The organism is Streptomyces sp. NPDC048001 (assembly GCF_043203115.1).
GTDB lineage: Bacteria > Actinomycetota > Actinomycetes > Streptomycetales > Streptomycetaceae > Streptomyces > Streptomyces sanyensis.
The window spans coordinates 21128-44656 of record NZ_JBIDBN010000007.1 but is presented as its reverse complement, the minus strand read 5'-3'; the positions used below and the strand labels follow the sequence as shown (position 1 = coordinate 44656).

Below are 23529 nucleotides of genomic sequence, written 5' to 3'. Positions count from 1 at the left end.
GGCCCGCACGACCGCCGCGCGTCCGGCCACCGCCCGCACGACCGCCGCACGTCCGGTCACCGCCCGCACGACCGCCACGCGTCCGGCCACCGCCCGCACGACCGCCACGCGTCCGGCCACGCGGCCGGCGCGCCACCGACCCGAGGAAGACCGGCCGGACGGCCGGAGAGACGACCCGAGAGAGGGGGAGCCCGTGGGGTACGCCCATGAGTACGCGCACGCCGTCCTGCACCGCGGCCGCGTCCCGATGGAGCCCACCGACCACGTGGTGGACTGGGCCGACGGCCCGCGCAAGGGCAAGTACTACCCGCACGCCGAGGCCTTCGCCCTGCCCGGCACCGCGGACCTCCCGGACGTGCCCGTCGCGCCGGGACTGCTGCCGGACGCGGCCCCGGACGCCGCGGGCCCCGGCGGCGGCACCGCGCGGGGGTTCAGCCTGCCCCTGCTGGCGGCGATGCTGAAGGACTCCTACGGGCTGACGGGCCGCCGGCTGGGCATCCAGGCCAACACCGACCTGCCGGGGCTGCCGTTCTACACCCATGCGAACTGGTCGCGCGGCACGGCGGGCGGCGGGGGCCTGTACCCGGTGGGCATCCACTGGGCCTGCGGCCCCTCCGGGCCGCTGACCCCCGGGCTCCACTACTACGACGTGCACCGCCACGCCCTGCAGCGGCTGCTGGCCGGGGACGTGACGGACCAGGTCCGCGAGGCGCTCGGCCCCGACGCGCCCGCCGAGGCCCTGGCGACGGACCAGTACCTGGTGCTGAGCGTCAAGTACTGGCAGAACTCCTTCAAGTACAACAGCTTCTCCTTCCACGTGGTCTGCACGGACCTCGGCACCCTGGTGCAGACCTGGCGGATCTGGGCCGCCGCCCGGGGGCTGCGGCTCGCGCCGGTGCTGTGGTTCGACGAGCCCCGGCTCGGCCGGCTGCTCGGCGCGCCGGACGGCGAGGAGGCCGTCTTCGCCGTCGTCCCGCTGCACTGGGACGGCCCCGCGCCCCGGACGCCCGCGCCCGGCCCGGCGGCCCCGGACCACCGGCCCGCCGTCCGCCACCGGGACCGCGAACGCTCGCGCCGTCTGCTGGACTTCGCGGCGCTGGAGGCGATGCACGGGGCGACGCTCCAGGGTTCGGACCGCCGCCCCGCCCCCGGCGCCCTGGCCGCCGCCGCGGCCAGGCCCGTACCGGGCGGCGGCGAGCGGGTCCCGCTGCCCGCGCCGCGCTTCCCGGACACCGGTGTCCGCCGGGCCCTGAGGCTGCGGCGCTCCAGTTTCGGCAGGTTCGACGCCAGGCGCCCGCTCGGGGGCGGCGACCTGTCGGCGGTACTGGCCGCCTGCGCCGGGACCCGGCTGGCCGGTGACACCGACCCCTCCGGCGCGGTCCGCCCGGCCGGGCTGTACGTGCTCGCCGACCATGTGGACGGGCTGGCTCCGGGGGCGTACGCCTACGACCCGGAGGCCGGGGAGCTGCGCCTGCTGGCCGCGGGCCCGCAGGGCTCGTTCCTCCAGCGGAACTACTTCCTGTCCAACTACAACCTGGAGCAGGCCGGAGCGGTCCTGGTCCCCACCGTGCGGACCACGGCCGTCCTCGACGCCCTCGGCGAGCGCGGCTACCGGCTCGCCGTCGGCACGGCCGGGGCCGTCGCCCAGACCTTCTACACGGCGGCCGCCGCCCTGGGGCTGGGCGCCGGGGTGGCCCTGGGCTTCGACAACGTGTCGTTCGCCGAGCGGCTCGGCCTCGACGGCGGCGACGAGGCCCCGCTGCTGATCATGGCGCTCGGCCACGAGCGGCCCGGGTCCGCCGACTTCCGCTACGAGATCGCCTGACGGCACCGGAGGTTTCCCCATGACACCCGCAGAGCCCGGCGGCACCGCCCCGGGCGCCACCGAAGGGGCCGGGACCCGCTGGGAGCCCGGCAGGCGCTTCGTCCTCCGCGCGGCCGGCCTGCCCGTCGAGTCCGTGCACGCCCTGCGCTGCCCCGAGGCGGGCCGCTGGTCGGGGACCGTGCTGGCCGAGGAGGAGAGGCTGGCCGCGGCAGGAGCGGCTCTGAGCGACCGGCTGCACACCCTGGTCAAGTCGACCACCGCACCGGACGGGGGCCCGGACGCCGCCGCCGCGCGCCGCGCCCTGCTGGCCCTGCGCCGCCAGGTCTTCAACAGCCGGCTCCCGGCCGACCCGGGTGCCGCCGCCGCGCTGGTCGCGGGGCTGGACGAGGAGGCCGGACGGCACACGGCCCGCTGGCTGGAGGACCGGGCCCGCCTGGAGCGGCTGCGCGCCGAGGGAGCGGAGCTGCTCGCCGGCGGACTGCGCCGGAACCGCCGTGCGCTGCGCGAGCTGCTCGCCGACCGCCGGCTGCGCGGCGGCCTGCTGCTGGCCTCGCCCGCACTCGACGCACGCCTGGACGCCTACCTGCGCGACACGGCCGACCGGCCGGGCAACCGGCTCCGCAAGATCGAGCGCTCCGCGCTGGCGTACGTGTACCGTACGGCCTGCAAGACGAGCCCCTTCAGCACCTTCACCGGCATCGGCCTCGGCTCCTTCGAGGGCGGGCCGGAGGACGACGGGGCCGCGCTGCGCATCGACGGCGAGTGGGTCAGCCGGGTACGGCTGAACGTGGTGGCGCTGACCCGGCTGACCGAGCTGATCACCGCCGACCCCGCCCGCCGCCGGGACCTGCCGGTGGTCCTCTCCCCCGGCTGGGTGCACGACGCGGACCGGATCCGCTATGTGCGCCATGTGACGACCGCGGGCGACGACACCGCCGCCGTCACCTTCGACGCGGTCCGCGACCGGCTGTTCTTCCTGCGCCGCAGCGGCACCCTGGACCGCCTGCTGGAATGGCTGGGCGGCCGTGACCGGGGCGTCCGGCACGGGGAGCTGGTGGACTGGCTGGCCTCCGAGCACGACGCGGGGCGCGAGGCGTGCGAGCGGTACGCCTCGGCGCTGCTGGACCTGGGCATGGTGCAGGTGCCGCTGCTGGTGACGGACGTCCACTCACCCGACCCGCTGCGCGGCTACCAGGACGCCCTGCGCTCCCTGTCGGTGCCCTGGGCCGAGCGGCTGGCCGCCCTGCTGGAGGGCCCCGCGGACTGCCTGGCCCGCTACCCGGCGGCGGGGGTCGGCGAACGCCGCGCCCTGCTGTCGGCCCTGCGCGAGGGGCTTCTCGGCGCCCAGCGCGAGCTGGGCGCCGAGAAGCCGGCGCTGCCGCAGACCCTGGTGTACGAGGACGCCGCCGCGGGCGGGGAGCTGCGCTGCGGCCCGGGCGTGCTGGGCGGGGAGGCGGGCCGGTCCCTGCGCGCCGTCGAGGGCATCCTGCCGCTGTTCGACCTGACGCTCCCCCAGCGCATCACCCTGCTGGGCTTCTTCCTCGCCCGGTACGGCCCCGGCGGCCGCTGCGACGACCTGCTCGGCCTGGTGCACGACTTCCACGAGGACTTCTTCGACCAGTACGTGTCCTTCACGGCCAAGCGGGCGCCCTTCGACGGCAACGGCGACTACCGGCCCGAGGAGAACTGGCTCGGGCAGGACGAGATGCGGGCCCTGGACGGGGCGCGAGCCCACTTCCACGCGGGCATGCGCGCCCTGTGGAGTGCCGGCGGGGCCGGCACGGCGGAGGAGATCGAACTCCCCGCGCCGCTGCTGGAGGCCACCGCCGGCCGACTCGCGACCCTGGCGGGCCCGTTCGTGCCGCAGTGCCACCACCTTCAGCTGTCCCGGCCGCCCGGGGGCCCGGGCCGGATCGTCCTCAACAAGTCCTACGGCGGACTGGCCTTCCCCTTCAGCCGGTTCACCCACCTCTTCGACACCGCGGGCGCGGAGGCCGCCGCCCCGGACGGGGCGGACGGCCCGTTCTCCGGCGCCCTGCGCGCCGAGACGGCCGCCCGGCAGCCGGACGGCGCGGTCTTCGCCGAGGTCACCGGAGGGCCCGTCAGCAGCAACCTCAACCTGCACGGCCGCCTGACCGACCACCGGATCGTCTGCCCCGGGGAGACGGCGTCCGGCCCCGAGGAGGCCCGGATCCACCTCGACGACCTCTACGTCGAGCACGATCCGGCCGCCGGGCGCCTGGTGCTTCGCTCGCGACGCCTGGGACGCGAGGTCGTCCCGGTCTACCTGGGCTACCTCGTGCCCATCGCCCTCCCCGAGATCCCCCGCACCCTGCTGCTGCTCTCCCCCAGCACCATGGCCCCCTTCGACGTGTGGGCCGGGGTCCCCGAGGGCGAAGCCGTCGGCGGGGTCACCCGCAGGCCCCGGGTCCGGCACGGGGACGTGGTGGTGTCCCGGCGCAGCTGGACCGCGGAGGCCAAGTCGCTTCCCGCCCGGCGGAGCGACGCCCGGGAGGAGGAGGGCTACCTGGCGTGGCGGCGCTGGCAGCGCGCCCACGGGCTGCCCGACCGGTGCTTCGCCACGGCCTCCCCCGCGGGCGGGGGGCCCGCGGGGGCCAAGCCCGTCTACGTGGACTTCGACAGCCCGCTGTCCCTGACCGCCCTCGACGCCCAGGTGGAGCGGACCCCGGGGACCCGGGTGGTCTTCCGGGAGATGCTCCCCGCCGAGGACGGGCTCCACCTCGTCTCCCGGCACGGCCGGCACGTCGCCGAACTCGCCGTCGAGACCTTCACCACCCGCCCTCTGCCGCCGTCCCCTCCGGAGGTCGCACCCTCATGCCCGAACTGACCGAACCCGCGGCGTTCCGGCCCGCGCCCGAGGGCGACGGGCCCTCGCCCTGGCTGGCCCTGCACATCTACTACGCCGCCAACCCGCAGCCGCTGCTGGTCCGCTGCGTCCGCCCGCTGGTGGACCGGCTCACCGGGGACGGCCTGCTCTCCGGCTACTTCTTCATCACCTACTGGCTGGAGGGCCCGCACGTCAGGCTGCGCCTGCGCCCCAGCGGGCCCGGGGCGGAGGCCGAGGTCCGGCGGCGCGCCGAGGAGGCCGTCACGGACTTCCTGAAGACCCGCCCCGCCCTGTACGAGGTGGACTCGGGCTTCCTGAAGGACTTCTACAACGCGCTGTTCGACATCGAGTTCCCCGGCGAGGACCGGGCCCGCTACATGGGCGAGGACGGCCGGATGAACCTCCGGCCCAACAACTCCTTCTCCTACGAGCCCTACGCCCCCGAGTACGCCAAGTACGGGGGGCCGGCGGGGGTGGAGCTGGCCGAGTGGCACTTCCGCCACTCCAGCGACCTGGTCCTGGAGGCGTACCGCAGCATGAACCTCCATCTGCGGACGGTGCTGCTCGGGACCTCGGCGCAGCTGATGATGGTGATGGCGGCCTGCTTCCTGCCCGAGGAGCGGCGGCTCGCCGACTACCTCGACTCCTACTACGCCTTCTGGCACCGGCTGTTCCCCGGCACCGGCTTCATCGGCTCGACCGAGTACGAGCGCGCCTACGCGCGCATGGCGCCCGACCTGGGGGCCCGCTTCACCCGGATCAGAGGGGCCCTGGCCGACGGCGAGCCGGCCCGGCTGCCGCCCTTCCTCCGCGGCTGGGCGGAGCACTGCCTCGAACTGAGGGACCGCGTGGTCGAGTTGACCGAGCGCGGCGCGCTCGCCTTCCCCGCCTGGGACGGGCCGCCCCGGGAGGACACCGGCCAGGAGCGCCCCGAGGAGCGGGACGCGGCACCCCTGGTGACCGCGACCCATGTGCCCGCGGTCCTCCCCCGCCTGCTGTCGCCGTACATGCACATGACCAACAACCGGCTGCATGTGACGATCCGGGACGAGGCCTACCTGGCCTTCATGCTGGGAAGGGTGCTGCGCGAGACGGCGGGCGGACGGCAGGAGGCCCCGTGAGCGCGGCCGAAGCCCCCCACCCGGGCGCGCCGTCCGGGAACCGGCCCCCGGGACGGGCCGCGGCCGGGCTGTCCGGCGCCGCCCGCGCCTACCGCCCCGCCCTGCGCGCCGGTGTGCGGATCGGCCCGCCGCTGCTGCGCGGTCCGCGCACCGTCCACCTCATCCGCCACCCGGTCAGCGGGGCCGCCTTCGAGGTCGGGCCGAAGGAGCACTTCGTCATCAGCCGGCTCGACGGCACCCGGACACTCGACGACGTCGTCGCCGCGTACGCGGAGCGCTTCCGCCTGCGGCTCCCCGAGGAGCAGTGGACCCGGCTGCTGGGTCTGCTGGGCAGCCGCGGGCTGCTGGACGGCTCCCCCGACCCGGAGCCCCCGGAGCCGCCGCCCGCCCGCACCGGCACCTTCCTCAAGGGCAGCAGGAGGACCGTCGCCGACGCGCACGCGACCACGGGCCGCCTGCACCGGACGCTGCGCCCGCTGCTGCGCCCGTGGGTCCAGCTGCCGCTGGTCGCGGCCGTCGCCGTGATGTCCGCCGCCGTACTCGCCACCCCGTCCGCGCTGCTCGACGGCGTGCCGGAGCTGGCCTCCCGGCCCTGGGCACTGCTGCCGTTCGCCCTCTTCCTGTGGTGCAGCATCGGCCTCCACGAACTCGCCCACGGGGTGGCCGCCCGGCACTACGGCGGGACGGTCTCCGAGATCGGGGTGCGCTGGCGGTTCCCCGCCGTGATCATGTACTGCCGGGTCGACGACTACCTGTTCCTGCCGGGTCTGCGGGCGAAGCTGGTGGTCGCCGCGGCCGGGGCCTACGTCAACCTGCTGCTCCTGCTGCCCTTCGCCGTGTGGTGGGCCCTGCTCGACCCGGACGGGGCCGCCCGCCCGGTGCTCGCGGGAGTGCTGTGGATCGGCGTCGTGCAGGCCCTGAGCAACCTGGTGCCGCTGCCTCCCCTGGACGGCTACCGGATGCTCGGCCATGCCGCGGGCGCCGCCCGCCTCGCCCCGGAGACCCGGACCTACCTGTCCCTGCGGCGCAAAGGGCGCCGGGCCGTCGCCGCCTACTCCCCGCGCGCACGGCGGCTGTACGCCGGCTACGCCGCCGCGGCCACCGCCCTGGTGCTGCTCGCGGCCGGTGGGCTCGCCTCGGTCACCGTCCTGCTGCTGCTCCGCTGACCCCTCCCCGTCCGCCCGCCACCGGCCCCGGAAACGACCCGCACACCGATGAATGAGGTAACACCGATGAGCACCACCCACCCCAGCCCGGACGGCGAGGCCCCGCCGGCCGTCGCGGTCGCCGACGTCACCAAGAGCTATAGCGGGCGGCGGGCCGTGGACGGGATCACGCTGGACATCCGACGCGGCGAATTCTTCGGGCTGCTCGGCCCCAACGGGGCGGGCAAATCCACCCTGGTGGAGATCATGGAGGGACTGCGCAGGGCCGACTCCGGGTCGGTCGCGGTGTTCGGCGAGTCGCCCTGGCCTCGCAACACCGAGCTGCTGCCGCGCATGGGCGTGCAGACCCAGTCCTCCGCCTTCTTCGTGCGGCAGACCGTCCACGAGCACCTGCGCACCGTCGCGGCGCTGTTCGGCGCGGCCCCCTCGGCCGTCGACGCCACACTCCACTCAGTGGGCCTGTCGGAACGCCGGAACGTGCGCGTCGACGACCTGTCCGGGGGACAGCGGCAGCGGCTCGCCATCGCCTCCGCACTGGTCCACGGCCCCGAGCTGATCTTCCTCGACGAGCCGACCGCGGCGCTCGACACCGAGGGCCGCCGCGACCTGTGGGAGGTCCTGCGGGGCCTGAAGGCCGCGGGCCGGACCATCGTCTACACCACCCACCACCTGGACGAGGCCGAGGCGCTCTGCGACCGCGTGGGCATCCTGGTCGCGGGCCGGCTCGTCGTCACCGACGCGCCGCAGCACCTGATCGGCACCTTCGGCGCCACCAGCCGGCTGCTGGTCCCGCTCGGGCGGATCGACGAGCAGCAGGCCGCGGACCTCCCCGGGGTCGATGCCGTCGCCGTGCGAGGCGGCCACCTCGTGCTGGAAACCCGGGCCACGGGCCGGGTGCTCGCCGCCCTCGACGCCCTGACCGGCCTGGACGGCGTGCAGACCCGCACGCCCAGCCTGGAGGACGTCTACCTCGAACTCACCGCCCGGCACACCTCCGTCGCACCGGGCACGGACAACCAGGAGCAGCAGGCATGAGCGCCTACACCGCGCTGACCGCGGCAGGCTACCGCGCCCAGGTCCGGGACCGGACCACCCTCTTCTTCACCTTCGCCTTCCCGCTGGTCTTCCTCGTCGTCTTCGGGCTCGTCTTCCGCGGCCGCGACGTGGAGGAGAGCGGGTTCTCGTATCTCTCCTACACCGCCTCGGGCGTGCTGTCCTGGGGTGTCGCCAACGCCGCGGTCTTCGGCATCGGCTTCACCCTCATGCAGTGGCGGGCGGACGACATCCTGCGGATGATCCGGATGTCGCCCGCGCCGCTGTCCGCCGTCATCGGCTCCCGCTACGTCCTCGCGCTGGGCGTGGGGCTGGTGCAGTCGCTGCTGTTCGTCGGGGTGGCGATGCTCCCCGGCTTCGACCTGGTGCCCGCGGGCCGCTGGCCCCTGCTGGTGCCGGTGCTCGCCCTCGGCGTCACCACCTTCATGCTGCTCGGGGTGGTCATCGGCAGCATCGCCGACACCCCGGAGTCGGTCGCCGGCATCGCCAACTTCCTGATGCTGCCCATGGCCTTCCTCTCCGGCTCCTTCTTCCCCCTGGACGCCATGCCCGGGTGGCTGCAGAACCTCTCGCTCGTCCTGCCGCTGCGCTACCTCAACGACGCGGTGTCCTCGGCACTGGTCGGCCGGGGCGACCTGGGGGACATCGGCACCGGGTGCGCCGGACTGCTCGTGTTCGCCCTGGTCTTCGCGGCCCTCGCGGCACGCGCCTTCCGATGGACGAAGAGCTCGTGAGCGCCGCGCCCGGGCTGCTGCCGCAGCCCATGGAGGAGGCCCGCGCGCTTCTCCAGGCGGGCCTGGAGGCCCGCTTCGGAGCCGGGGCCGCCCCCCGGGTCGTACCGGTCGGCGCAGCCGGTGCGGACGCGGGGGGTGCCCCGGACCCTTGGGCTGCGGTCCGCCCCGCGGCCCGGGTCCACCTCACCGCCTCGGCCGTGCTGCTGGGCCCCTGGGGCGGCGACGGCGGCGCACCCGCCTGCGGCCGCTGCCTGGCGGTGCGCTGGCAGCGGCTGCGCAGCCGCAGCGAGCGCGACGCCCTGGAGACCGGCGGCCCCGACGGGCCCCGCCCGGCCGGTGCGTGGCCCCTCCTCACCGGCCACGTCCGCGACACGGTGCACGCGCTCTGCGAGGCGCTGCTGCACGGGCCGGGCGCGGCGCCCCCCGCCGAGCACCCGGCGGACCGGGCGCTGCCGCAGGTGACCCGGCTGGACCTGGCCACCCTGCTGGTCCGGACGTATCCGCTGCTCGCCGACCCGCTCTGCCCGCACTGCGGCACACGGCCCGGGTCCGAGGAGCCGGACGGCACCCCGCCGCTCGTCCTCGCGTCGCGCCCCAAGCCCGATCCCGGCGGGTACCGGCTGCGCCCGGCCTCCGCCTACCCGCTGCCGACCGAGGCCCTGGCCAACCCGGTCTGCGGCGCCCTGGGGGCGGGCACGTGGAACGACGTCACCTCCTCCACCACCGCCCCGGTGGCCGGGAGCGTGTTCGTGCGCGGCTACGCGGGACTGCACGACGTCACCTGGAGCGGGCAGGAGAACTCCTTCGCCGCCAGCCGCCGGCTGGCCTTCCTGGAGGGCCTCGAACGGTACGCGGGGACACGGCGGCGCGGCGGCGCCGCCCCGGTGGTCGCCTCCTACGACGCGCTCGGCGAGAAGGCGGTCGACCCGGCGGAGTGCGGTCTGTACGCGCCGGAGACCTACCGCGACGACCCGGCGGTCGAGCCCTTCGACCCCGCGCGGCCCATCCCCTGGGAGCGGGGCTGGTCGCTGCGGGACGGGCGGGAGGTGCTGGTCCCGTCGCGACTGGTGTACTACAGCGCCCCCGTGGCGGGAGACGCCTTCGTCTTCGAGTGCTCCAACGGCTGCGCCATCGGCGGCTGCCTGGAGGAGGCCGTCCTGGGCGGACTGCTGGAACTGGTCGAGCGGGACGCCTTCCTGAACGGGTGGTACGGGGCCGCCCGGCTGCCGCGCATCGACCTGGGGACGGTGGGCGGTCCGACGGCCCCGGCCATGGTGGAGCGGGCCGCGCTCCAGGGCTACGACGTGCTGGCCTTCGACAACCGGATCGACCTGGCGGTCCCGGCGGTGACGGTGGTGGGCGTGCGGCGGGACGGCGGCCCGGGCACCCTGTCCTTCGCGGCGGCCGCCTCGCTGGACCCGCGGTCCGCCGTGGAGGGGGCGCTCTCGGAGGTGCTCAGCTACATCCCGCACCTCGCCCGGCAGACGGCCGAGCGCCGGGCGGAGCTGGAGGCCATGGCCGACGACTTCCGGCTGGTGCGCCATCTGAAGGACCATCCCCAGCTCTACGGGCTGCCCCGGATGGCCCGGTACGCGCGCGCGTATCTGGAGCCGTCCGAGGCACGGCCCTTCGGGGAGCTCTACGAGGGGTGGGAGAGCCGCGGGCGCCCGCGCACCGGCGATCTGCGCGACGATGTCGCGGCGGTCGGGGACGAGCTGGTCCGGGCGGGCCACGACGTGATCGTGGTCGACCAGACCTCGCCCGAACAGGAGCGGATGGGCCTGCGCACGGTCTCGGCCGTGGTGCCGGGGCTGCTGCCGATCGACTTCGGCTGGAACCGGCAGCGGGCCCTGCTGATGCCCCGGCTGCGCACCGCGCTGCGCCGCGGCGGCCACCGCGACGCGGACCTCGCCGAGGCGGAGCTCCTGCGGGCCCCGCACCCGTTCCCCTGACCCCTCTTCCCGCACCCTCCCCGGGCCGTGCCTCCCCGTACGGCACGGCCCGGGCCGTCCCTCCGGAGCCGCCCGATGCCCCCCTCGCCGAACGAGGCCCCCCGCACACCGCCCCGCACCGCCGGGCCGCCGGAGACCGCCGAGGGCGCCGCGCCTGTGGGGGCGAGGAGCCTGCTCGCGCTGGCCGGGCCCGTGCTGCGGCCGGCGCTCGACCTGTATCTGGAGGTGCACGCCCGCCCGGAACTCTCCGGCCGGGAGGCCGCTACCGCGGACCGCTTCGCGCGGCGGCTGGCGGACGCGGGCTGCGCGGTCACGCAAGGGGTGGGCGGCCACGGGGTGGTGGGGGTGCTGCGCAACGGCGCGGGGCCGCGCGTCTGGCTGCGCGCGGAGCTCGACGCGCTCCCGGTCCGGGAGCGGACGGGGCTGCCCTACGCCGCCCGCGGCGAGGCCATGCACGCCTGCGGGCACGATCTCCATCTGGCCGCGGCGGCCGGGGCCGCGGACCTGCTGGCGCGCCTGCGCGACCGGTGGCGGGGCACGCTGCTGGTGGTGGGCCAGCCCGCCGAGGAGACGCTCGCCGGTGCCGAGGCCATGCTGCGCGACGGGCTGTACGAGCGCTTCGGCAGGCCGGGCGCGGTGCTCGCCCAGCACGCCGCGCCGCTGCCGTCCGGAACGGTGGCCCACGGCACGGGCGGCACCCCCATGGCGGCGGCCGCCGCGGTGCTGGACGTGGTGGTGCACGGACGCGGCGGCCACGCCGCCACCCCGCACCTGACCGCGGATCCGGTGCTGGCGGCGGCCGCCGCGGTCACCCGGCTCCAGGACCTCGTCTCCCGGGGGGCGCCGCCCGCGGAGCAGGTGACGCTGACCGTGGGGACGCTGCGGGCGGGCACGGCCGCGAACGTCGTCCCCGAGAGCGCGGCGCTCGGCATCGGCGTGCGCGCCTCCAGCGGGGCCGCGCTGGAGCGGGCCGTGGCCGGGGTGCGCCGCATCGTGCTGGCCGAGAGCGCCGCGGTGGGGGCGCCCCGGGAGCCCGAGATCACCGTGGTCTCCCGGTCCGCCGCGCTGCGGTGCGACCCGGTGACCACCGAGGAGGTGCGGCGGGTCCACGCGGAGCTGCTGGGGTCCGGTCGGGTGCTGGCCTGGCCCGGCTCGATGGCCGCGGAGGACTTCCCGCTGTTCGGGGACGCCGGTGAGGCGCTGCACGGGGAGCGGGGGGTGCCCCTGGCGTACTGGATGCTCGGGGTGGTGGGCCCCGAGGAGTGGCGCCGGACGGCCCCCGGGGGTCCCGACGCCGGGTCGCCGCCGGTCACCAACCACTCGCCGTACTTCGCCCCCCATGTCGGCAGCGCGCTGCGGCCCGCGATCGCCGCGGCGGCGGCCGCGGTGCTCGACCGGTTCGCGCGCCTGCCGCAGCGGGAGGCGCGTCCGGTGCCGTGAGCGGCGGGCGGGTGCCCTGAGCGTCGGGCGGGCGCCGTGAGCGGAGGGCGGGACCGGGTGCCCGGGGGCGGGTGCGGGGGCGAGGTCTTACGACTCCGTGACGCATGGAGTAGACCTCTGGAGCTTTGTCGCAGGCGGTAGTTGAGTTCCCGTCGGAACCCGTCTCCCCTTCGAGGAGGTCCGCAGACGTGCGTGTGAATCCGACGGCGGAACGACCGGCACCGGCCGCCCCACCCCCCTGGTCGGGCCCGGTGCTCGACGCCCTCCCGCCCCCGGAGCGGGCCCTGTTCCGGCGCTACGGCCAGGGTCCCCGCGTACCGGTGCCCCACTCCCTGGTGCACCGGGCCTTCGAGGAGCAGGCCGCGGCCCGGCCGCACGCCGTCGCGGCGGAGCACCTGGGCCGGAGCATCGGCTACGGCGAGCTGGACCGCCAGGCGGACCGGCTCGCCGCCCGTCTGGCCGCCTCGGGCGTGCGCCCCGGTGACCGGGTGGCCGTCCTCACCCGGCGGGGCCTGCCGATGCTGGTGTCCCTCCTCGGGGTCCTGAAGGCGGGGGCGGCCTATGTGCCGCAGGACGCGGCGCTCACCCCGCCCGCCCAGCTGGCCCATGTGCTGGAGGCGTCCGGGGCGACGGCGGTGCTCACCCTCGCCGCCTACGCGGACCGGGTCGCGGACCGGCCGGACCGGCCCGTCCTGTGCGTGGACAGGCTCATGGCGGAACCGCTGCCGGACCGCCCGGCGCGCTTCCGGCCGGTCCGCGGGCCGCAGGGCTCCGACCTGTGCTACGTGCTGTTCACCTCCGGGACGACGGGCCGCCCCAACGGCGTGGCCGTGACCCACGCCAACGTCTGCAACCTGCTGCTCACCGCTCCCGGGAACCTGGGCATCGGCCCCGGGCAGCGGGTGGCCCAGCTGCTCAACATCGCCTTCGACATGGCCGCCTGGGAGATCCTGGGGGCGCTGTGCCACGGGGCGACACTGGTGATCCGCGGCCGGGACCTCGCCGAGGCCGCCCGGACCGCGGACGTGGTGATCGCCACCCCGAGCGTCCTGGCCGGCCTGGACCCGGACCACTGCCCGAGGATCCGGACCGTGGCCGTGGCCGGGGAGCCCTGCCCCCGGCCGCTCGCGGACCGCTGGGCGTCCGTGTGCGCCTTCCACAACGGCTGCGGCCCGACCGAGACCACCATCGTCAACACCGTGCAGCGCTACGGCACCGGTTCGGCCCGGCTCACCATCGGGCGGCCGACGCCCAACAACACGGTCTACGTGCTGGACGCGCGGCAGCGCCCGGTGCGGATCGGGGCGACGGGCGAGCTGTGGGCGGGGGGCGCCGGGGTGACGGCGGGCTACCTGGCCGCCCCGCGTCTGAACGCCGAGCGCTACCGGCCCGACCCCTTCCTCGGGCCGGGGCACATGATGTTCCGCACCCGCGACCTGGGCCGCTGGACCCCGGAGGGCGAGCTGGAGCACCTGGGGCGGACCGACGACCAGGTGAAGGTGCGCGGCTTCCGGGTGGAGCTGGACGCGGTCTCCGCCGCCCTGGAGACCACCCCCGGGTGCGTGCGGGCCGCCACGGTCAGGGTGGACGACCGGACGCTGGTCTCCTTCGTCACGCCCGAGGACGTCGCGCCCGGAGCGGCCCGGCGGTCGGTCGCGGAGGCCCTGCCGTACTACTGCGTGCCCGAGGCGGTGCACGCCCTGGCCGAGCTGCCGCAGACCGGTCGCGGGAAGATCGACAAGGCGGCGCTGCTGGAGCTGGCGGTGCGGCGGCGCACGGCCGGGCTGGACGTGGCCTCGTGAGCACCGCCGTCCGCCCTGGGGCCGCCCCCGGCTCCGTCGAACTGCCGCCGCCCACCGGTCTCCTGCGGCGGGCCTGGAAGCATCCGCGGCTCATGCACTACAACCGGCTGATCGCACTCGTCCTGGCCGGGAACCTCGTACTGCTCTGGTACGGGCTGGCGGACGACGGCGCCGTCGGGGCGCGGAGCCTGTCCCACGCGGCACTCGGCAACCTGGCGCTGGCGGTGGTGGTCCGTCAGCAGTACGTGGTCAACGCGCTGTTCCGGATCGCGACCTCCGCACCCGTGCACTGGCCGCTGAAGGTCCGCTGGACACTGGCGAAGGTCTACCACTTCGGCGGACTGCACGTCGGCGGCGCCCTCGCCGGAACCCTGTGGTTCCTGGCCCTCGTCGCCGTCACCACCGCACAGGGCGCACCGGCGGCCGTGCTGGCCGCCGGGTACGCGCTGGCGGTGCTGTGCGTGGTGATCGTCGCGACCGCGCTCCCTCCCTTCCGGGCGCGCTTCCACGACCACTTCGAGCGGATCCACCGCTACGGCGGCTGGGCGGCCCTCGCCCTGCTCTGGGCCCACACGCTCCTGGTCGCGCGGGCGCGGGGCGCGTTCCCGCCGGCCGAGCCCGCGTTCTGGCTGCTCGCCGTGGTCACCGCCAGCGTCGCGCTGCCGTGGCTGCGCCTGCGCAGGGTGCCCGTGGCGGTGGAGACGCCGTCCCCGCACGTCGCCCTGGCCCGCTTCGACCACGGGGTGACGCCCTTCGCGGGCTCCTCCACCGCGATCAGCCGCAGCCCGCTCGGGCAGTGGCACTCCTTCGCCAACGTCCCCGAGCCCGGGCGCAGCGGCTTCCGGCTGACCGTCTCCCGGGCGGGCGACTGGACGGGCCGGTTCATCGACGACCGGCCCGGGACGGTGTGGGTCAAGGGCATCACCACCGCCGGGGTGGCCAACGTGGAGACGCTGTTCCGCAAGGTCGTCTACGTGGCCACCGGCAGCGGCATCGGCCCCTGTCTGCCGCACCTGCTGGCCGGTGAGGTGCCGGCGCGGCTGGTGTGGGCCACCCGCAGCCCCCGGGCCACCTACGGGGACGCGCTGGTGGACGAGATCCTCGGGGTGCAGCCGGAGGCGGTGGTGTGGGACACCGCCGAGCACGGCAAGCCGGACATGGTGGCGCTGGCCTGGTCCGTGTACCGGGAGTTCGGGGCCGAGGCCGTCATCTGCATCTCCAACAAGAAGCTGACCTGGCAGGTGGTCCACGGCCTGGAGCGCCGCGGCGTCCCGGCCTACGGCGCCATCTGGGACTCCTGAGCTCCGCCCCGCACTCCCCGGTGGGCGCGACGGCACCCGCGGCGCCGCGCCCGCGTTGCCGCACCGCCCGCCTGCACCCGGTGGGAAGGCGGCCCTCGGCCGTGATGCACCGCAGCCGACGCCGCACGCCGATCCACCGGGGACCAAGGGGCGGGCAGCGGGCCGCACCGCGGCATCCCGCACCCGCTCCGCACCACGACCGCACTCCTGCACAGAAGGGACACCCGTGTACCTGAGGACCGAACGCGACGGCAGGGTCCTGACCGTCACGCTGCACCGCCCCGAGGCGCTCAACGCCCTCGGCACCCCGCTGCTGGACGAACTGCTCGCCCTGCTGGAGCCCCTGGACGACGATCCGGGGACCGGCTGCATCGTCGTCACCGGTTCGGAGAAGGTGTTCGCCGCCGGGGCGGACATCCGGGAGATGGCGGAGAAGACCGCACCGGAGATGTTCGCGGAGGACTACTTCGGCCGCTGGGAGCGGTTCGCCCGGCTGCGCACGCCCCGGATCGCCGCGGTCGCGGGCTATGCGCTGGGGGGCGGGTGCGAGCTGGCCATGATGTGCGACACCGTGGTCGCCGCCGACACGGCCGTCTTCGGCCAGCCGGAGATACGGCTCGGCGTGATCCCCGGGATCGGCGGTACCCAGCGGCTGACGGGGCTGGTCGGCAAGGCCAAGGCCATGGACCTCGTCCTGACGGGCCGCACCATGGACGCGGCCGAGGCCGAGCGCTCCGGTCTGGTCGCCCGTGTGGTGCCCGCCGACCGGCTCCAGGAGGAGGCCGCCGGGATGGCCCGCGCGATCGCCTCGTTCAGCACCCCCGCCGTGCGGGCCGCGCGCGAGGCGGTGGACCGGGCGCTGGAGTCCCCGCTGAGCGAGGGGGTGCGCTTCGAACGGCGGGTCTTCCACGCGCTGTTCGCCGGTGCGGACCAGAAGGAGGGGATGCGCGCCTTCCTGGAGAAGCGCCCGGCCGTCTTCGGCGACGGCCGCTGAGGGCCTTCGCCGTGCGGGCCTCCCGGCGGGGCCCGCACGGAGGCGGGCGATTTCCGCGGCCGGTTGAACACCCGCCGCCGCGGGCGCGTACTCCCGGGTGAACGGGCCGGCACGGGGCCGGCCGTGACGAGGGAGCAAGCATGACCGGATCGCAGGGGACCGCACGCACCGTGACGCGCCGCACCGTCGTGGCCGCGGTGGGCGGAGCCGGTCTCACCGTCGCCCTGACCGCCTGCGGGACGGACGACCCCGCGCAGTCGGCCGAGGCACCGCCCGCGGGCGGCGGGGCGGGCACGGGAGGCGGCGAGCCCGCCGCGGGGGGCGGCACGGTGCTCGCCAAGACCGCGGACATCCCCGAGGGCGGCGGCATGGTCGTCGGCGACGTGGTGGTGACGCAGCCCGAGCCCGGCACGTTCAAGGCGTTCTCCTCGAAGTGCACCCACCAGGGGTGCGCGGTCAAGGACGTCTCCGAGGGCGTCATCACCTGCCCGTGCCACAACAGCCTGTTCGACGCCAACGACGGCAGCGTCAAGGGCGGTCCGGCGACCGCGCCGCTGCCGCCCGCGTCGATCACGGTCGAGGGGGACACCATCAGGCTCGCGTGACGCGGGCCCGGATCCGCCCGTCGGGGTCAGCGGGCGGATCCGGGCGCCGTTCTCACGCGAAGGGCCGGGGCATGCGGCGCGCAGGGTGGTGCGTGCATGCGCCCGGCCGACGGAACCGTCCGGGGTGCGCGGGTCGGCAGCGCCCCGGACGGTCCGTCCTGCGCTGCGGGCGGCCGCCGCGCCCCGAGGTCCGCAGCCGGAACTGCGGGCCTCGGGCCGGGGGCCGCCCGCGGCGCCGTTCTCGGGGCCGGGGCACGGGACCCCGAGGGGCGGCGGCCCGCCCTGCCGCGCGGGAGCGGTCAGCCGTAGCGCCGCACCCGGGAGGGGCCCCGCACCGCCTCGGCCACGGCACCGGCCAGTTCCTCGATCTCGGTGAGGTCCAGCCCGGAGACGGTGATCCGGACGGCGGGCGGGGTCGACAGCCGGAAGCGGGCCCCCGGTGCGACCGCCCAGCCCGCGTGGAGCAGCCGGGTCACCACGCCCGTCTCGTCGGCGACCGGGACCCACACGTTCATGCCGCTGCGACCCCGGGCCGGGACACCGCGCCTGGCCAGGCCCTCCAGCAGGGCCTCCCTGCGCTCCCCGTACGCCCGGGCCACGGCCGGCACGTCCACGCCGCCCGTCTCCCACAGGTGGGCGACGGCCCGCTGCAGGATGCGGCTGACCCAGCCGGGGCCGAGGCCGAGGCGGCCCTGGACGCGGTCCACGGTGAGCGCGTCGCCGGTGAGCACCGCCACCCGCAGGTCGGGGCCGTACGCCTTGGCCACCGACCGGACGAACGCCCAGTGCGCCGTGGCCCCGGCGAGCGGCCTGAGGGGCTCGTCGACGATCGCGTGGCCGTGGTCGTCCTCCACGAGCAGGACGCCGGGGTGCCGCCCCAGTACCGCCCTGAGCGCGGTGGCGCGCTCCGCGGTGATCGCCGCGCCGGTGGGGTTCTGCGCGCGGCAGGTGGCGATGAGAGCACGGGCCCCTCCCGCGAGGGCCCGCTCCACGTCGGCCGCGAGGGGCCCGTCGTCGTCGACGCCGACCGGTACGGCGCGGAAGCCCCGGGCGGTGACCAGTTCCAGCAGGCTGCCCCACCCCGGGTCCTCCACCGCGACGCCGTCGCCGGGCCGCAGATGGGCGGCGAGCACCCGCTCGATCGCGTCCAGCGCACCGGAGGTCGCGGCCAGCGGCCCCGGGGGGACCCCTTCGGCGTCGAGCGAGGCGCGGGCCAGGCGCGCGAACTCCGGGTCCAGCGGCTCCTCCCCGTAGAGCACGGGCTGCCGGTCCAGGACGCGGGTGGCCTCGGCGAACGCCTCGTGCAGGGGCGGCAGCAGGGCCGTGTCGGGGTTGCCCTGGCCCACGTCGCGCACGCCGGGCGGTGCCTCCACCCGGACGGCGTGGCGCGGGGTGGTGGCCGGGCGCGGGCGGATGCGGCTGCCCCGACGGCCGTCCGTCTCGATCACCCCGCGCTCGCGCAGGGTGCGGTAGGCGGCGGCGACGGTGTTGGGGTTGACGCCCAACTCGACGGCCAAGGCCCGCATGGGGGGCAGCAGTTGCCCCGGGTCGAGCGCACCGGAGCCCACCGCCTGCTCGACGCTCGCGGCGATCTCCGATGCGCGCCGCCCACTGATCCGATACTCTCCTAGCACAAACATGATTATGCACTAGTGCAATGGAGACCGCAATGCCGGAGACCACCGGGACCATCCCGCCCACCGGGACGGACGCCTACCCGCAGACCGGACGCACCGTGCCGACCCGCTCCCGGGACCGTGCCTCCTACGACCGCGGGACCGTCCACGCGATACTCGACGAGGGCTACCTGTGCCACCTCGGGTTCGTCCGCGACGGTGCGCCCGTCGTCCTGCCCACGCTCTACACCCGGATCGGCGAGGCACTCTACGTGCACGGGTCGACGGGCTCCAGGCCGCTGCGGATGGCCGGGGAGCCGGACCCGGGACTGGCGGTGTGCCTGACGGTCACCCATGTCGACGGACTGGTGCTGGCCCGCTCCGCCTTCCACCACTCGGTCAACTACCGCTCGGTCGTGGTGCACGGAACCGCGCACCAGGTGACGGACCCGCAGGAGAAGCGCACCGCGCTGGACGCGCTGGTGGACCAGGTGGTGGCGGGCCGCTCGGCCGACTCCCGCCCCGCCGACGCCAGGGAGCTGGCGGCGACGGCCGTCCTGCGGCTGGACCTCGCCGAGGTGTCCGCCAAGTCCCGTGCGGGCGGCCCGAACGACGACGCCGAGGACCTGGCGCTTCCCCACTGGGCAGGGGTGCTGCCGGTGTCCCGCACCCATGGCGAGCCGGTGCCGTCAGCGGACCTGGACGCCGCCATCGCCCTGCCGCCCTACCTGGCCCCCCGCGCCTGAAGGGCCCGGCGCGGGCGGGAGCCTCGCCTCCCGCCCGCCCTGCGGCCGGGGGCCGCACCCGGTCGTGATCGCGCCCTGCCGGAGCTACGGGCCCAAGCGGTGGGCGCCGGTCCGAACGGGTGAAGCAGAACCTTCCTGCGAGCACGACGCTCTCACCACGGACCGGACGTGGGGGATCGTGAGGTGTCCCGCATCGCGCTCCCCCTTGGAGTACATCCCATGCACGTGCGCAGCACCCTGGCCGCCGGTCTCGGCGCGCTCGCTCTCCTTGTCGCCCTGCCCGCGTCGCCGGCCTCGGCCGCCACAGGGGACTTCGCGTACGCCTATGCCGGTCCCGGCGGCATCAACCTGAACGGGACCCTGGCGGACCCGGAGAGCGGGGTGTGCATCGACGTCCCCGAGACGGTCGGCAACGACGTCCCCGCCTTCGCTCCCCGTAACCGCACGGACGCCACCGCCACCGTGTTCCTCGAAGCCGGCTGCGAGGGGGACACCTACTTCGTCATGAACCCGGGCCAGAACCTGGGCCACCGCCTGCAGTTCCGCTCCGTCGCCTTCGGCTGACACCTCCCGCACCAGCCGCAGGTTCTGGTCCGCCCACCGGCGGACCAGAACCCTCTCGCGCACCGCACGCCGCCAGGCGTCCCTCTAGGCGGGCGCCACCGTGCGGCGCCGCGCGGCCGCGCCCCTGGCCTCGGCGGCCGACAGCCCTGCCACGGCGGAGAGCAGCAGAAGGGTTCCGGCCACGGTGGCGGCCGACAGCCGCTCCCCCAGGAGGGCCACGGCGATCACCGCGGCGCTGACGGGTTCGAGCAGCATGATCACGGAAACGGTGGCGGCCCGGACGCGGGCGGCGCCCGCGAAGTACAGCGCGTAGGCCAGCGCCGTCGGGACCGCGGCCACGTACATGAGGAGCAGCACGACCCGGGCGGGTTCGGCCGTGTGCGGCAGCACGCCCTCGGACAGGGCCAGGGGAAGCAGCCCGGCGGACCCGATCGCGAAGGCCCATGCCGTGGTCGACAGGGAGTCGCCGCCGCCGCCCGTCCGGCCGAGGTGGCGGGTCAGCAGCGTGATGGCCGCGTAGCCCGCCGCCGAGAGCAGGGCGAGGGCGATCCCGGGCGGCCGCACCAGGGCGCGCTCTCCGCCCAGCACGAGCACCGCGAGCCCCGTCAGGGCCCCCGCGACGGCGAGCACCCCGCCGCGGCCCAGGCGCTCGCCCATCGCCAGGCGCGCCCCCAGGGCGATCAGCACGGGGCCGGCGCCGAGGGTGACCACGGTGGCCACGGCCAGCCCGGTCGCCTCCACCGCGGCGAAGTAGGCACTCTGGAAGAGCGTCAGTCCGATGCCGGTGCCCAGGATCCGCACCAGCCGCCGGCGCCGCGGCTCGGACGTGCGGACGGGCCTCCTGCGGGCCCGCAGGGCGAGCACGGGCAGGAGCAGCAGGAGTCCGCCGACACAGCGCCAGAAGGACAGGGCCAGCGGGCCGAGGTCGGCGGCGGCGAAGACGAGCGAGGCGGCGGCACCCGCGGTGCCCCAGGCGACGCCTGCGAAGACCAGGTAGACGAGACTCCGGCCGACGGGCACGCCGACGGGAGCGGTGGAGGGATGCGACACGTGTGGCTCCGAACGAGGAACGGGAGAGGGGTCTGCCTGCGGGAGGTCGTGCGGGCAGCACCCGTCCGCCCGGGGTCACCCCGGGCCCGGTCCTTGTCTGCTGACTGCCGCCCGCCTCAGGCGGCGGGAGGCGGAAGCACGGTCGAATGCATGCGCCCCACCCTAAGGGCTGTCCCGCCATCCCCGGCGGGCGCCCCCGCCCGGGGGTGCGCGGAGCCGCGCCCCGGCCTCAGGCCGGTCCGCTCCCCGCCGCCGCGGCCGGGGCGCCCCGGCCGTCCGCGACGGACGCCCCTTCCGGGCCGCCCGCCGCCACCGGCCCGGAGGGCGGGCGCGGGGCCTGGGACTGGGCGATGAAGGCGCCGAGCAGGACGACCGCGCCACCGAGGACCTGCGGCAGCGAGAGGTGCTCGCCGAGCAGGAACCAGGCGAAGGCGGTGGCGACCACCGCCTCCAGGCAGGCGACCACCCCCGCCACCTGCGGGGAGAGCCGCCGCACGGCGAGGACCCCGGTGGTGTAGGCGAGCACCGTGGCCACCAGGACCACCCAGCCCAGGAGAAGGGCGGCCGGCACCGGGCTGCCGTCCATCGAGGCCCCGCCTGCCAGTACGGCCCAGTCCATGCCCCAGGGCCGCGCGACCAGGGTCAGCACGGCCGCCCCGACGAGCAGCCCGTAGGCGATGACACCGAGCGGGGCGGGCGGGTCCTCCGCGTCCCCGCCCTGGTCGGCGAGGACGAAGTAGCCGACCTGGCAGCAGGCCGCGCCCAGCGCCAGCAGCATCCCGAGCAGGTCGAAGCGGAGCCCGGCCCAGGCCTCGACGACGCAGGCGAGGCCGACGACGGCCAGGGCCACACCGAAGGCGGCCGCGCGGGTCACGGGGCGGCGCTGGACGAAGCGCACCCAGCCGAGCAGGAGGGCGGGGCCCAGGTACTCGATGAGCAGCGCCACTCCGACCGGGATGCGGGAGATGGCGGCGAAGTAGCAGGCCTGCACGCCCGCGACGGCGAGCAGGCCGAACCCCGCGAGCAGCGCGGGGCGCCGCCGGACGAGGTCGCGGTGGCGCCAGGCGACGGGCAGCATCACCAGCGCCGCCCCGGCCACCCGCAGCCACACCACATGCAGCGGGTCGAGCCCCGCCTCGATCAGCGGCTTGGCCGCGACTCCCGAACCGCCGAACGCGAAGGCCGAGGCCAGGGCGAGGCCCAGCCCGGCGCTTCTTCCCGAGGACACGTGCATCGGGCCATGATGTCAGGGCCCGTCAGGACCGTCACCCCTGTGACACATGTCGAGACGGCTCGCGACCCGGCCCGCCAGGGCCGCCGGGTCGGTACCCGCCCGCCGCAGCACCTCCACGGCGCGGCACGTGGGGTCCGCGGCCAGACAGACGAGCAGGTCGAGTCCTGTCGCCTCCTCGCCGCCCCGGCGGCGGGCGCGGGCAGCCGCGGCGGCCACGGCGCCCGCCGCCGAGGGGGACAGCGGGGCGGAGGCGGAGGCGTGGGACCCGCCCCCGCGCCGTGCGGCGTGGCCCGGCCTCGGGTGCGCCCCCTCCACCGTGTGCTGCCAGTGCAGCCCGTACCCGATGCTGCGCTGCACGAGGTAGCCGAGCACCCGGGCCGCCCGCGCGGGGTCTCCGACGGCCTCGCGCGCCCGGTCGTCGCTCTCCAGCAGGGAGTGCAGGAGGTGGGCGGTGTCGGTGTGCCGGTCGCCACCGCGCAGGGCCCTGCGGCGCGCGCCCGAGAGGACGGCGGCGGGGCCGACGCCCGGGGCGGCGGGGCGGTCGGCGGAGGCGCGGCAGGGCCGTGTCGGCGGGGCGGAGCTGTGCACCCTCCCACTTCACCAGGCATCCGGCACCAAAACCTCCCCGCCGGGGAGCATCCACCCATCCGACGCAGGTCGGGCACGCGCCCCGGGTGCCTCATCCCTGCGGAGGAGATCGCCCCCCACGGGCCGCGCGCCGCCTTGCCCGCCCGGCCCCGGATGCGGGCGTGGCCCCGGGCCCGCGGTCGCGGGTCCGGGGCCGTGCCCCGTCCTCGGCACCTGCCGCCTGCTCGTCGGGCTTCAGCCTCAGTCGTCAGTCGTCGGCGAGGATGAGGTAGAGCTTCTTGCGCGCCTCGTTGATCACGGCGACGGCCTTCTGCCGCTGCTCCGGGGAGCCGGTCTTCCAGACCTGCCCGAAAGCCTCCATCAGACCGAAGCCGGCCTGCCGGATCTCGTTGACGGTGTCCCAGTCGACACCGCGGCCGGCCTCCTCCCAGGGAGCCTCGGGACCCGACTCGGCCTCGGTGCGCCCCGCGCCGGTCAGGGTGAACAGCTTCTTGCCGCCCTCGCTGGCACTCGTGATCAGACCCTCGTCCTCCAGCAGCTGGAGGGTGGGGTAGACCGATCCGGGGCTGGGCTTCCACGCCCCGCCGCTGCGTTCGGCGATCTCCTGGATCATCTCGTAGCCGTGCATGGGCCGGTCCTTGAGCAGCGCCAGGATCGAGGCGCGCACATCGCCGCGGCGAGCCCTGCCACGGCCTCCGCCGCGACCCCGCCCCCCGCCGAAGGGGCCGCCGAAGCCGGGACCGAACGGCCCGAAGGCCGCCCTGTGCCCCTCCCGTTCCCCACCGCCGCGATGACCGGGCCCGCAGTGTCCACGACCCCGTCCGTATCCGCCGTACTGTTCCGCGCTCATCGCGCACTCCTTCCCTCGTTGATCTGTCGCGATGCGTCAA

The 23529-nt window shown here is 76.1% G+C and carries 19 protein-coding genes; 14 read left to right on the top strand and 5 right to left on the bottom strand.

The genetic code is table 11. The features are described from left to right. The first annotated feature begins 193 nt into the window (after window positions 1–193). The 12 genes from ACGF15_RS14235 (at window position 194) to ACGF15_RS14180 (ending at window position 16841) form a co-directional block, all read left to right on the top strand. Entirely contained in the window at window positions 194–1825 is a 1632-nt protein-coding gene (locus tag ACGF15_RS14235; protein WP_392798908.1) for a nitroreductase family protein, read from the top strand. Window positions 1826–1844: 19 nt separating this feature from the next. Continuing rightward, on the top strand, window positions 1845–4673 hold the full coding sequence (locus ACGF15_RS14230) for a lantibiotic dehydratase (protein WP_392798905.1): 2829 nt from the start codon (window positions 1845–1847) through the stop codon (window positions 4671–4673). Beyond that, entirely contained in the window at window positions 4661–5794 is a 1134-nt protein-coding gene (locus ACGF15_RS14225) for a lantibiotic dehydratase C-terminal domain-containing protein (protein ID WP_392798902.1), read from the top strand. The genes ACGF15_RS14230 and ACGF15_RS14225 overlap by 13 nt, the downstream gene beginning before the upstream one ends. Further along, window positions 5791–6960, top strand: a complete 1170-nt coding sequence (locus tag ACGF15_RS14220) for a metalloprotease (protein WP_392798899.1) — start codon at window positions 5791–5793, stop codon at window positions 6958–6960. Before ACGF15_RS14225 ends, ACGF15_RS14220 begins: the two co-directional genes overlap by 4 nt. Before the next feature lie 66 nt (window positions 6961–7026). Further along, complete coding sequence (locus tag ACGF15_RS14215) at window positions 7027–7995, top strand: ATP-binding cassette domain-containing protein (RefSeq protein ID WP_392798896.1); 969 nt, start codon at window positions 7027–7029, stop codon at window positions 7993–7995. After that, window positions 7992–8747 (top strand): ABC transporter permease, encoded by a 756-nt coding sequence (locus tag ACGF15_RS14210; RefSeq protein WP_360646997.1) that lies wholly within the window; start codon window positions 7992–7994, stop codon window positions 8745–8747. Before ACGF15_RS14215 ends, ACGF15_RS14210 begins: the two co-directional genes overlap by 4 nt. Next, the gene (locus ACGF15_RS14205; protein ID WP_392798892.1) at window positions 8729–10699 is read left to right on the top strand and encodes a TOMM precursor leader peptide-binding protein; all 1971 of its coding nucleotides are present in this window, start codon (window positions 8729–8731) and stop codon (window positions 10697–10699) included. The genes ACGF15_RS14210 and ACGF15_RS14205 overlap by 19 nt, the downstream gene beginning before the upstream one ends. 75 nt (window positions 10700–10774) lie before the next feature. Further along, window positions 10775–12139, top strand: coding sequence for an amidohydrolase (locus tag ACGF15_RS14200; RefSeq protein ID WP_392798888.1), 1365 nt, complete (start codon window positions 10775–10777; stop codon window positions 12137–12139). Window positions 12140–12390: 251 nt separating this feature from the next. Next, complete coding sequence (locus tag ACGF15_RS14195; protein ID WP_345615074.1) at window positions 12391–13941, top strand: amino acid adenylation domain-containing protein; 1551 nt, start codon at window positions 12391–12393, stop codon at window positions 13939–13941. A gap of 92 nt (window positions 13942–14033) precedes the next feature. Beyond that, window positions 14034–15242: a hypothetical protein gene (locus tag ACGF15_RS14190; RefSeq protein ID WP_376429144.1), complete on the top strand. Its 1209-nt coding sequence runs from the start codon at window positions 14034–14036 to the stop codon at window positions 15240–15242. Between the two features lie 226 nt (window positions 15243–15468). Next, window positions 15469–16236, top strand: coding sequence for an enoyl-CoA hydratase-related protein (locus ACGF15_RS14185; RefSeq protein ID WP_392798886.1), 768 nt, complete (start codon window positions 15469–15471; stop codon window positions 16234–16236). Between the two features lie 140 nt (window positions 16237–16376). Then, window positions 16377–16841, top strand: coding sequence for a Rieske (2Fe-2S) protein (locus ACGF15_RS14180; protein WP_362613691.1), 465 nt, complete (start codon window positions 16377–16379; stop codon window positions 16839–16841). A gap of 299 nt (window positions 16842–17140) precedes the next feature. Here the strand turns inward: ACGF15_RS14180 and ACGF15_RS14175 are convergent, their stop codons facing one another. Beyond that, the gene (locus ACGF15_RS14175; RefSeq protein ID WP_392798884.1) at window positions 17141–18475 is read right to left on the bottom strand and encodes an aminotransferase class I/II-fold pyridoxal phosphate-dependent enzyme; all 1335 of its coding nucleotides are present in this window, start codon (window positions 18473–18475) and stop codon (window positions 17141–17143) included. A 23-nt stretch (window positions 18476–18498) separates the two neighbouring features. On the opposite strand from ACGF15_RS14175, the gene ACGF15_RS14170 reads away from it, so the two are divergent. Beyond that, a complete protein-coding gene (locus tag ACGF15_RS14170; protein ID WP_392798881.1) occupies window positions 18499–19203 on the top strand; it encodes a pyridoxamine 5'-phosphate oxidase family protein in 705 nt (234 codons plus the stop codon). 219 nt (window positions 19204–19422) lie between these two features. After that, window positions 19423–19767 carry a hypothetical protein gene (locus ACGF15_RS14165; RefSeq protein ID WP_392798878.1) on the top strand — a complete coding sequence of 115 codons (345 nt, stop codon included), beginning with the start codon at window positions 19423–19425 and terminating at the stop codon, window positions 19765–19767. An 84-nt stretch (window positions 19768–19851) separates the two neighbouring features. Here ACGF15_RS14165 and ACGF15_RS14160 read toward each other — a convergent pair whose 3' ends face one another. The 4 genes from ACGF15_RS14160 to ACGF15_RS14145 all read right to left on the bottom strand — a co-directional run bounded on the left by ACGF15_RS14160 (window position 19852) and on the right by ACGF15_RS14145 (window position 23489). After that, window positions 19852–20817, bottom strand: a complete 966-nt coding sequence (locus ACGF15_RS14160; RefSeq protein ID WP_392798875.1) for a DMT family transporter — start codon at window positions 20815–20817, stop codon at window positions 19852–19854. A gap of 229 nt (window positions 20818–21046) precedes the next feature. Beyond that, on the bottom strand, window positions 21047–22051 hold the full coding sequence (locus ACGF15_RS14155) for a DMT family transporter (RefSeq protein ID WP_392798872.1): 1005 nt from the start codon (window positions 22049–22051) through the stop codon (window positions 21047–21049). Window positions 22052–22063: 12 nt separating this feature from the next. Further along, window positions 22064–22639, bottom strand: a complete 576-nt coding sequence (locus tag ACGF15_RS14150) for a Clp protease N-terminal domain-containing protein (protein WP_392798869.1) — start codon at window positions 22637–22639, stop codon at window positions 22064–22066. A gap of 247 nt (window positions 22640–22886) precedes the next feature. Then, on the bottom strand, window positions 22887–23489 hold the full coding sequence (locus ACGF15_RS14145) for a PadR family transcriptional regulator (RefSeq protein ID WP_345615054.1): 603 nt from the start codon (window positions 23487–23489) through the stop codon (window positions 22887–22889). Window positions 23490–23529 lie beyond the last annotated feature (40 nt).

What these genes read in the sequence shown, in the direction of transcription:
- ACGF15_RS14210 (WP_360646997.1), top strand. Translation starts at nt 7,992, where the DNA reads ATGAGCGCCTACACCGCGCTGACCGCGGCAGGCTACCGCGCCCAGGTC.
- ACGF15_RS14145 (WP_345615054.1), bottom strand. Translation starts at nt 23,489, where the DNA reads ATGAGCGCGGAACAGTACGGCGGATACGGACGGGGTCGTGGACACTGC.
- ACGF15_RS14170 (WP_392798881.1), top strand. Translation starts at nt 18,499, where the DNA reads ATGGAGACCGCAATGCCGGAGACCACCGGGACCATCCCGCCCACCGGG.
- ACGF15_RS14165 (WP_392798878.1), top strand. Translation starts at nt 19,423, where the DNA reads ATGCACGTGCGCAGCACCCTGGCCGCCGGTCTCGGCGCGCTCGCTCTC.
- ACGF15_RS14190 (WP_376429144.1), top strand. Translation starts at nt 14,034, where the DNA reads ATGCACTACAACCGGCTGATCGCACTCGTCCTGGCCGGGAACCTCGTA.
- ACGF15_RS14200 (WP_392798888.1), top strand. Translation starts at nt 10,775, where the DNA reads ATGCCCCCCTCGCCGAACGAGGCCCCCCGCACACCGCCCCGCACCGCC.
- ACGF15_RS14155 (WP_392798872.1), bottom strand. Translation starts at nt 22,051, where the DNA reads ATGCACGTGTCCTCGGGAAGAAGCGCCGGGCTGGGCCTCGCCCTGGCC.
- ACGF15_RS14225 (WP_392798902.1), top strand. Translation starts at nt 4,661, where the DNA reads ATGCCCGAACTGACCGAACCCGCGGCGTTCCGGCCCGCGCCCGAGGGC.
- ACGF15_RS14205 (WP_392798892.1), top strand. Translation starts at nt 8,729, where the DNA reads ATGGACGAAGAGCTCGTGAGCGCCGCGCCCGGGCTGCTGCCGCAGCCC.
- ACGF15_RS14230 (WP_392798905.1), top strand. Translation starts at nt 1,845, where the DNA reads ATGACACCCGCAGAGCCCGGCGGCACCGCCCCGGGCGCCACCGAAGGG.
- ACGF15_RS14180 (WP_362613691.1), top strand. Translation starts at nt 16,377, where the DNA reads ATGACCGGATCGCAGGGGACCGCACGCACCGTGACGCGCCGCACCGTC.
- ACGF15_RS14215 (WP_392798896.1), top strand. Translation starts at nt 7,027, where the DNA reads ATGAGCACCACCCACCCCAGCCCGGACGGCGAGGCCCCGCCGGCCGTC.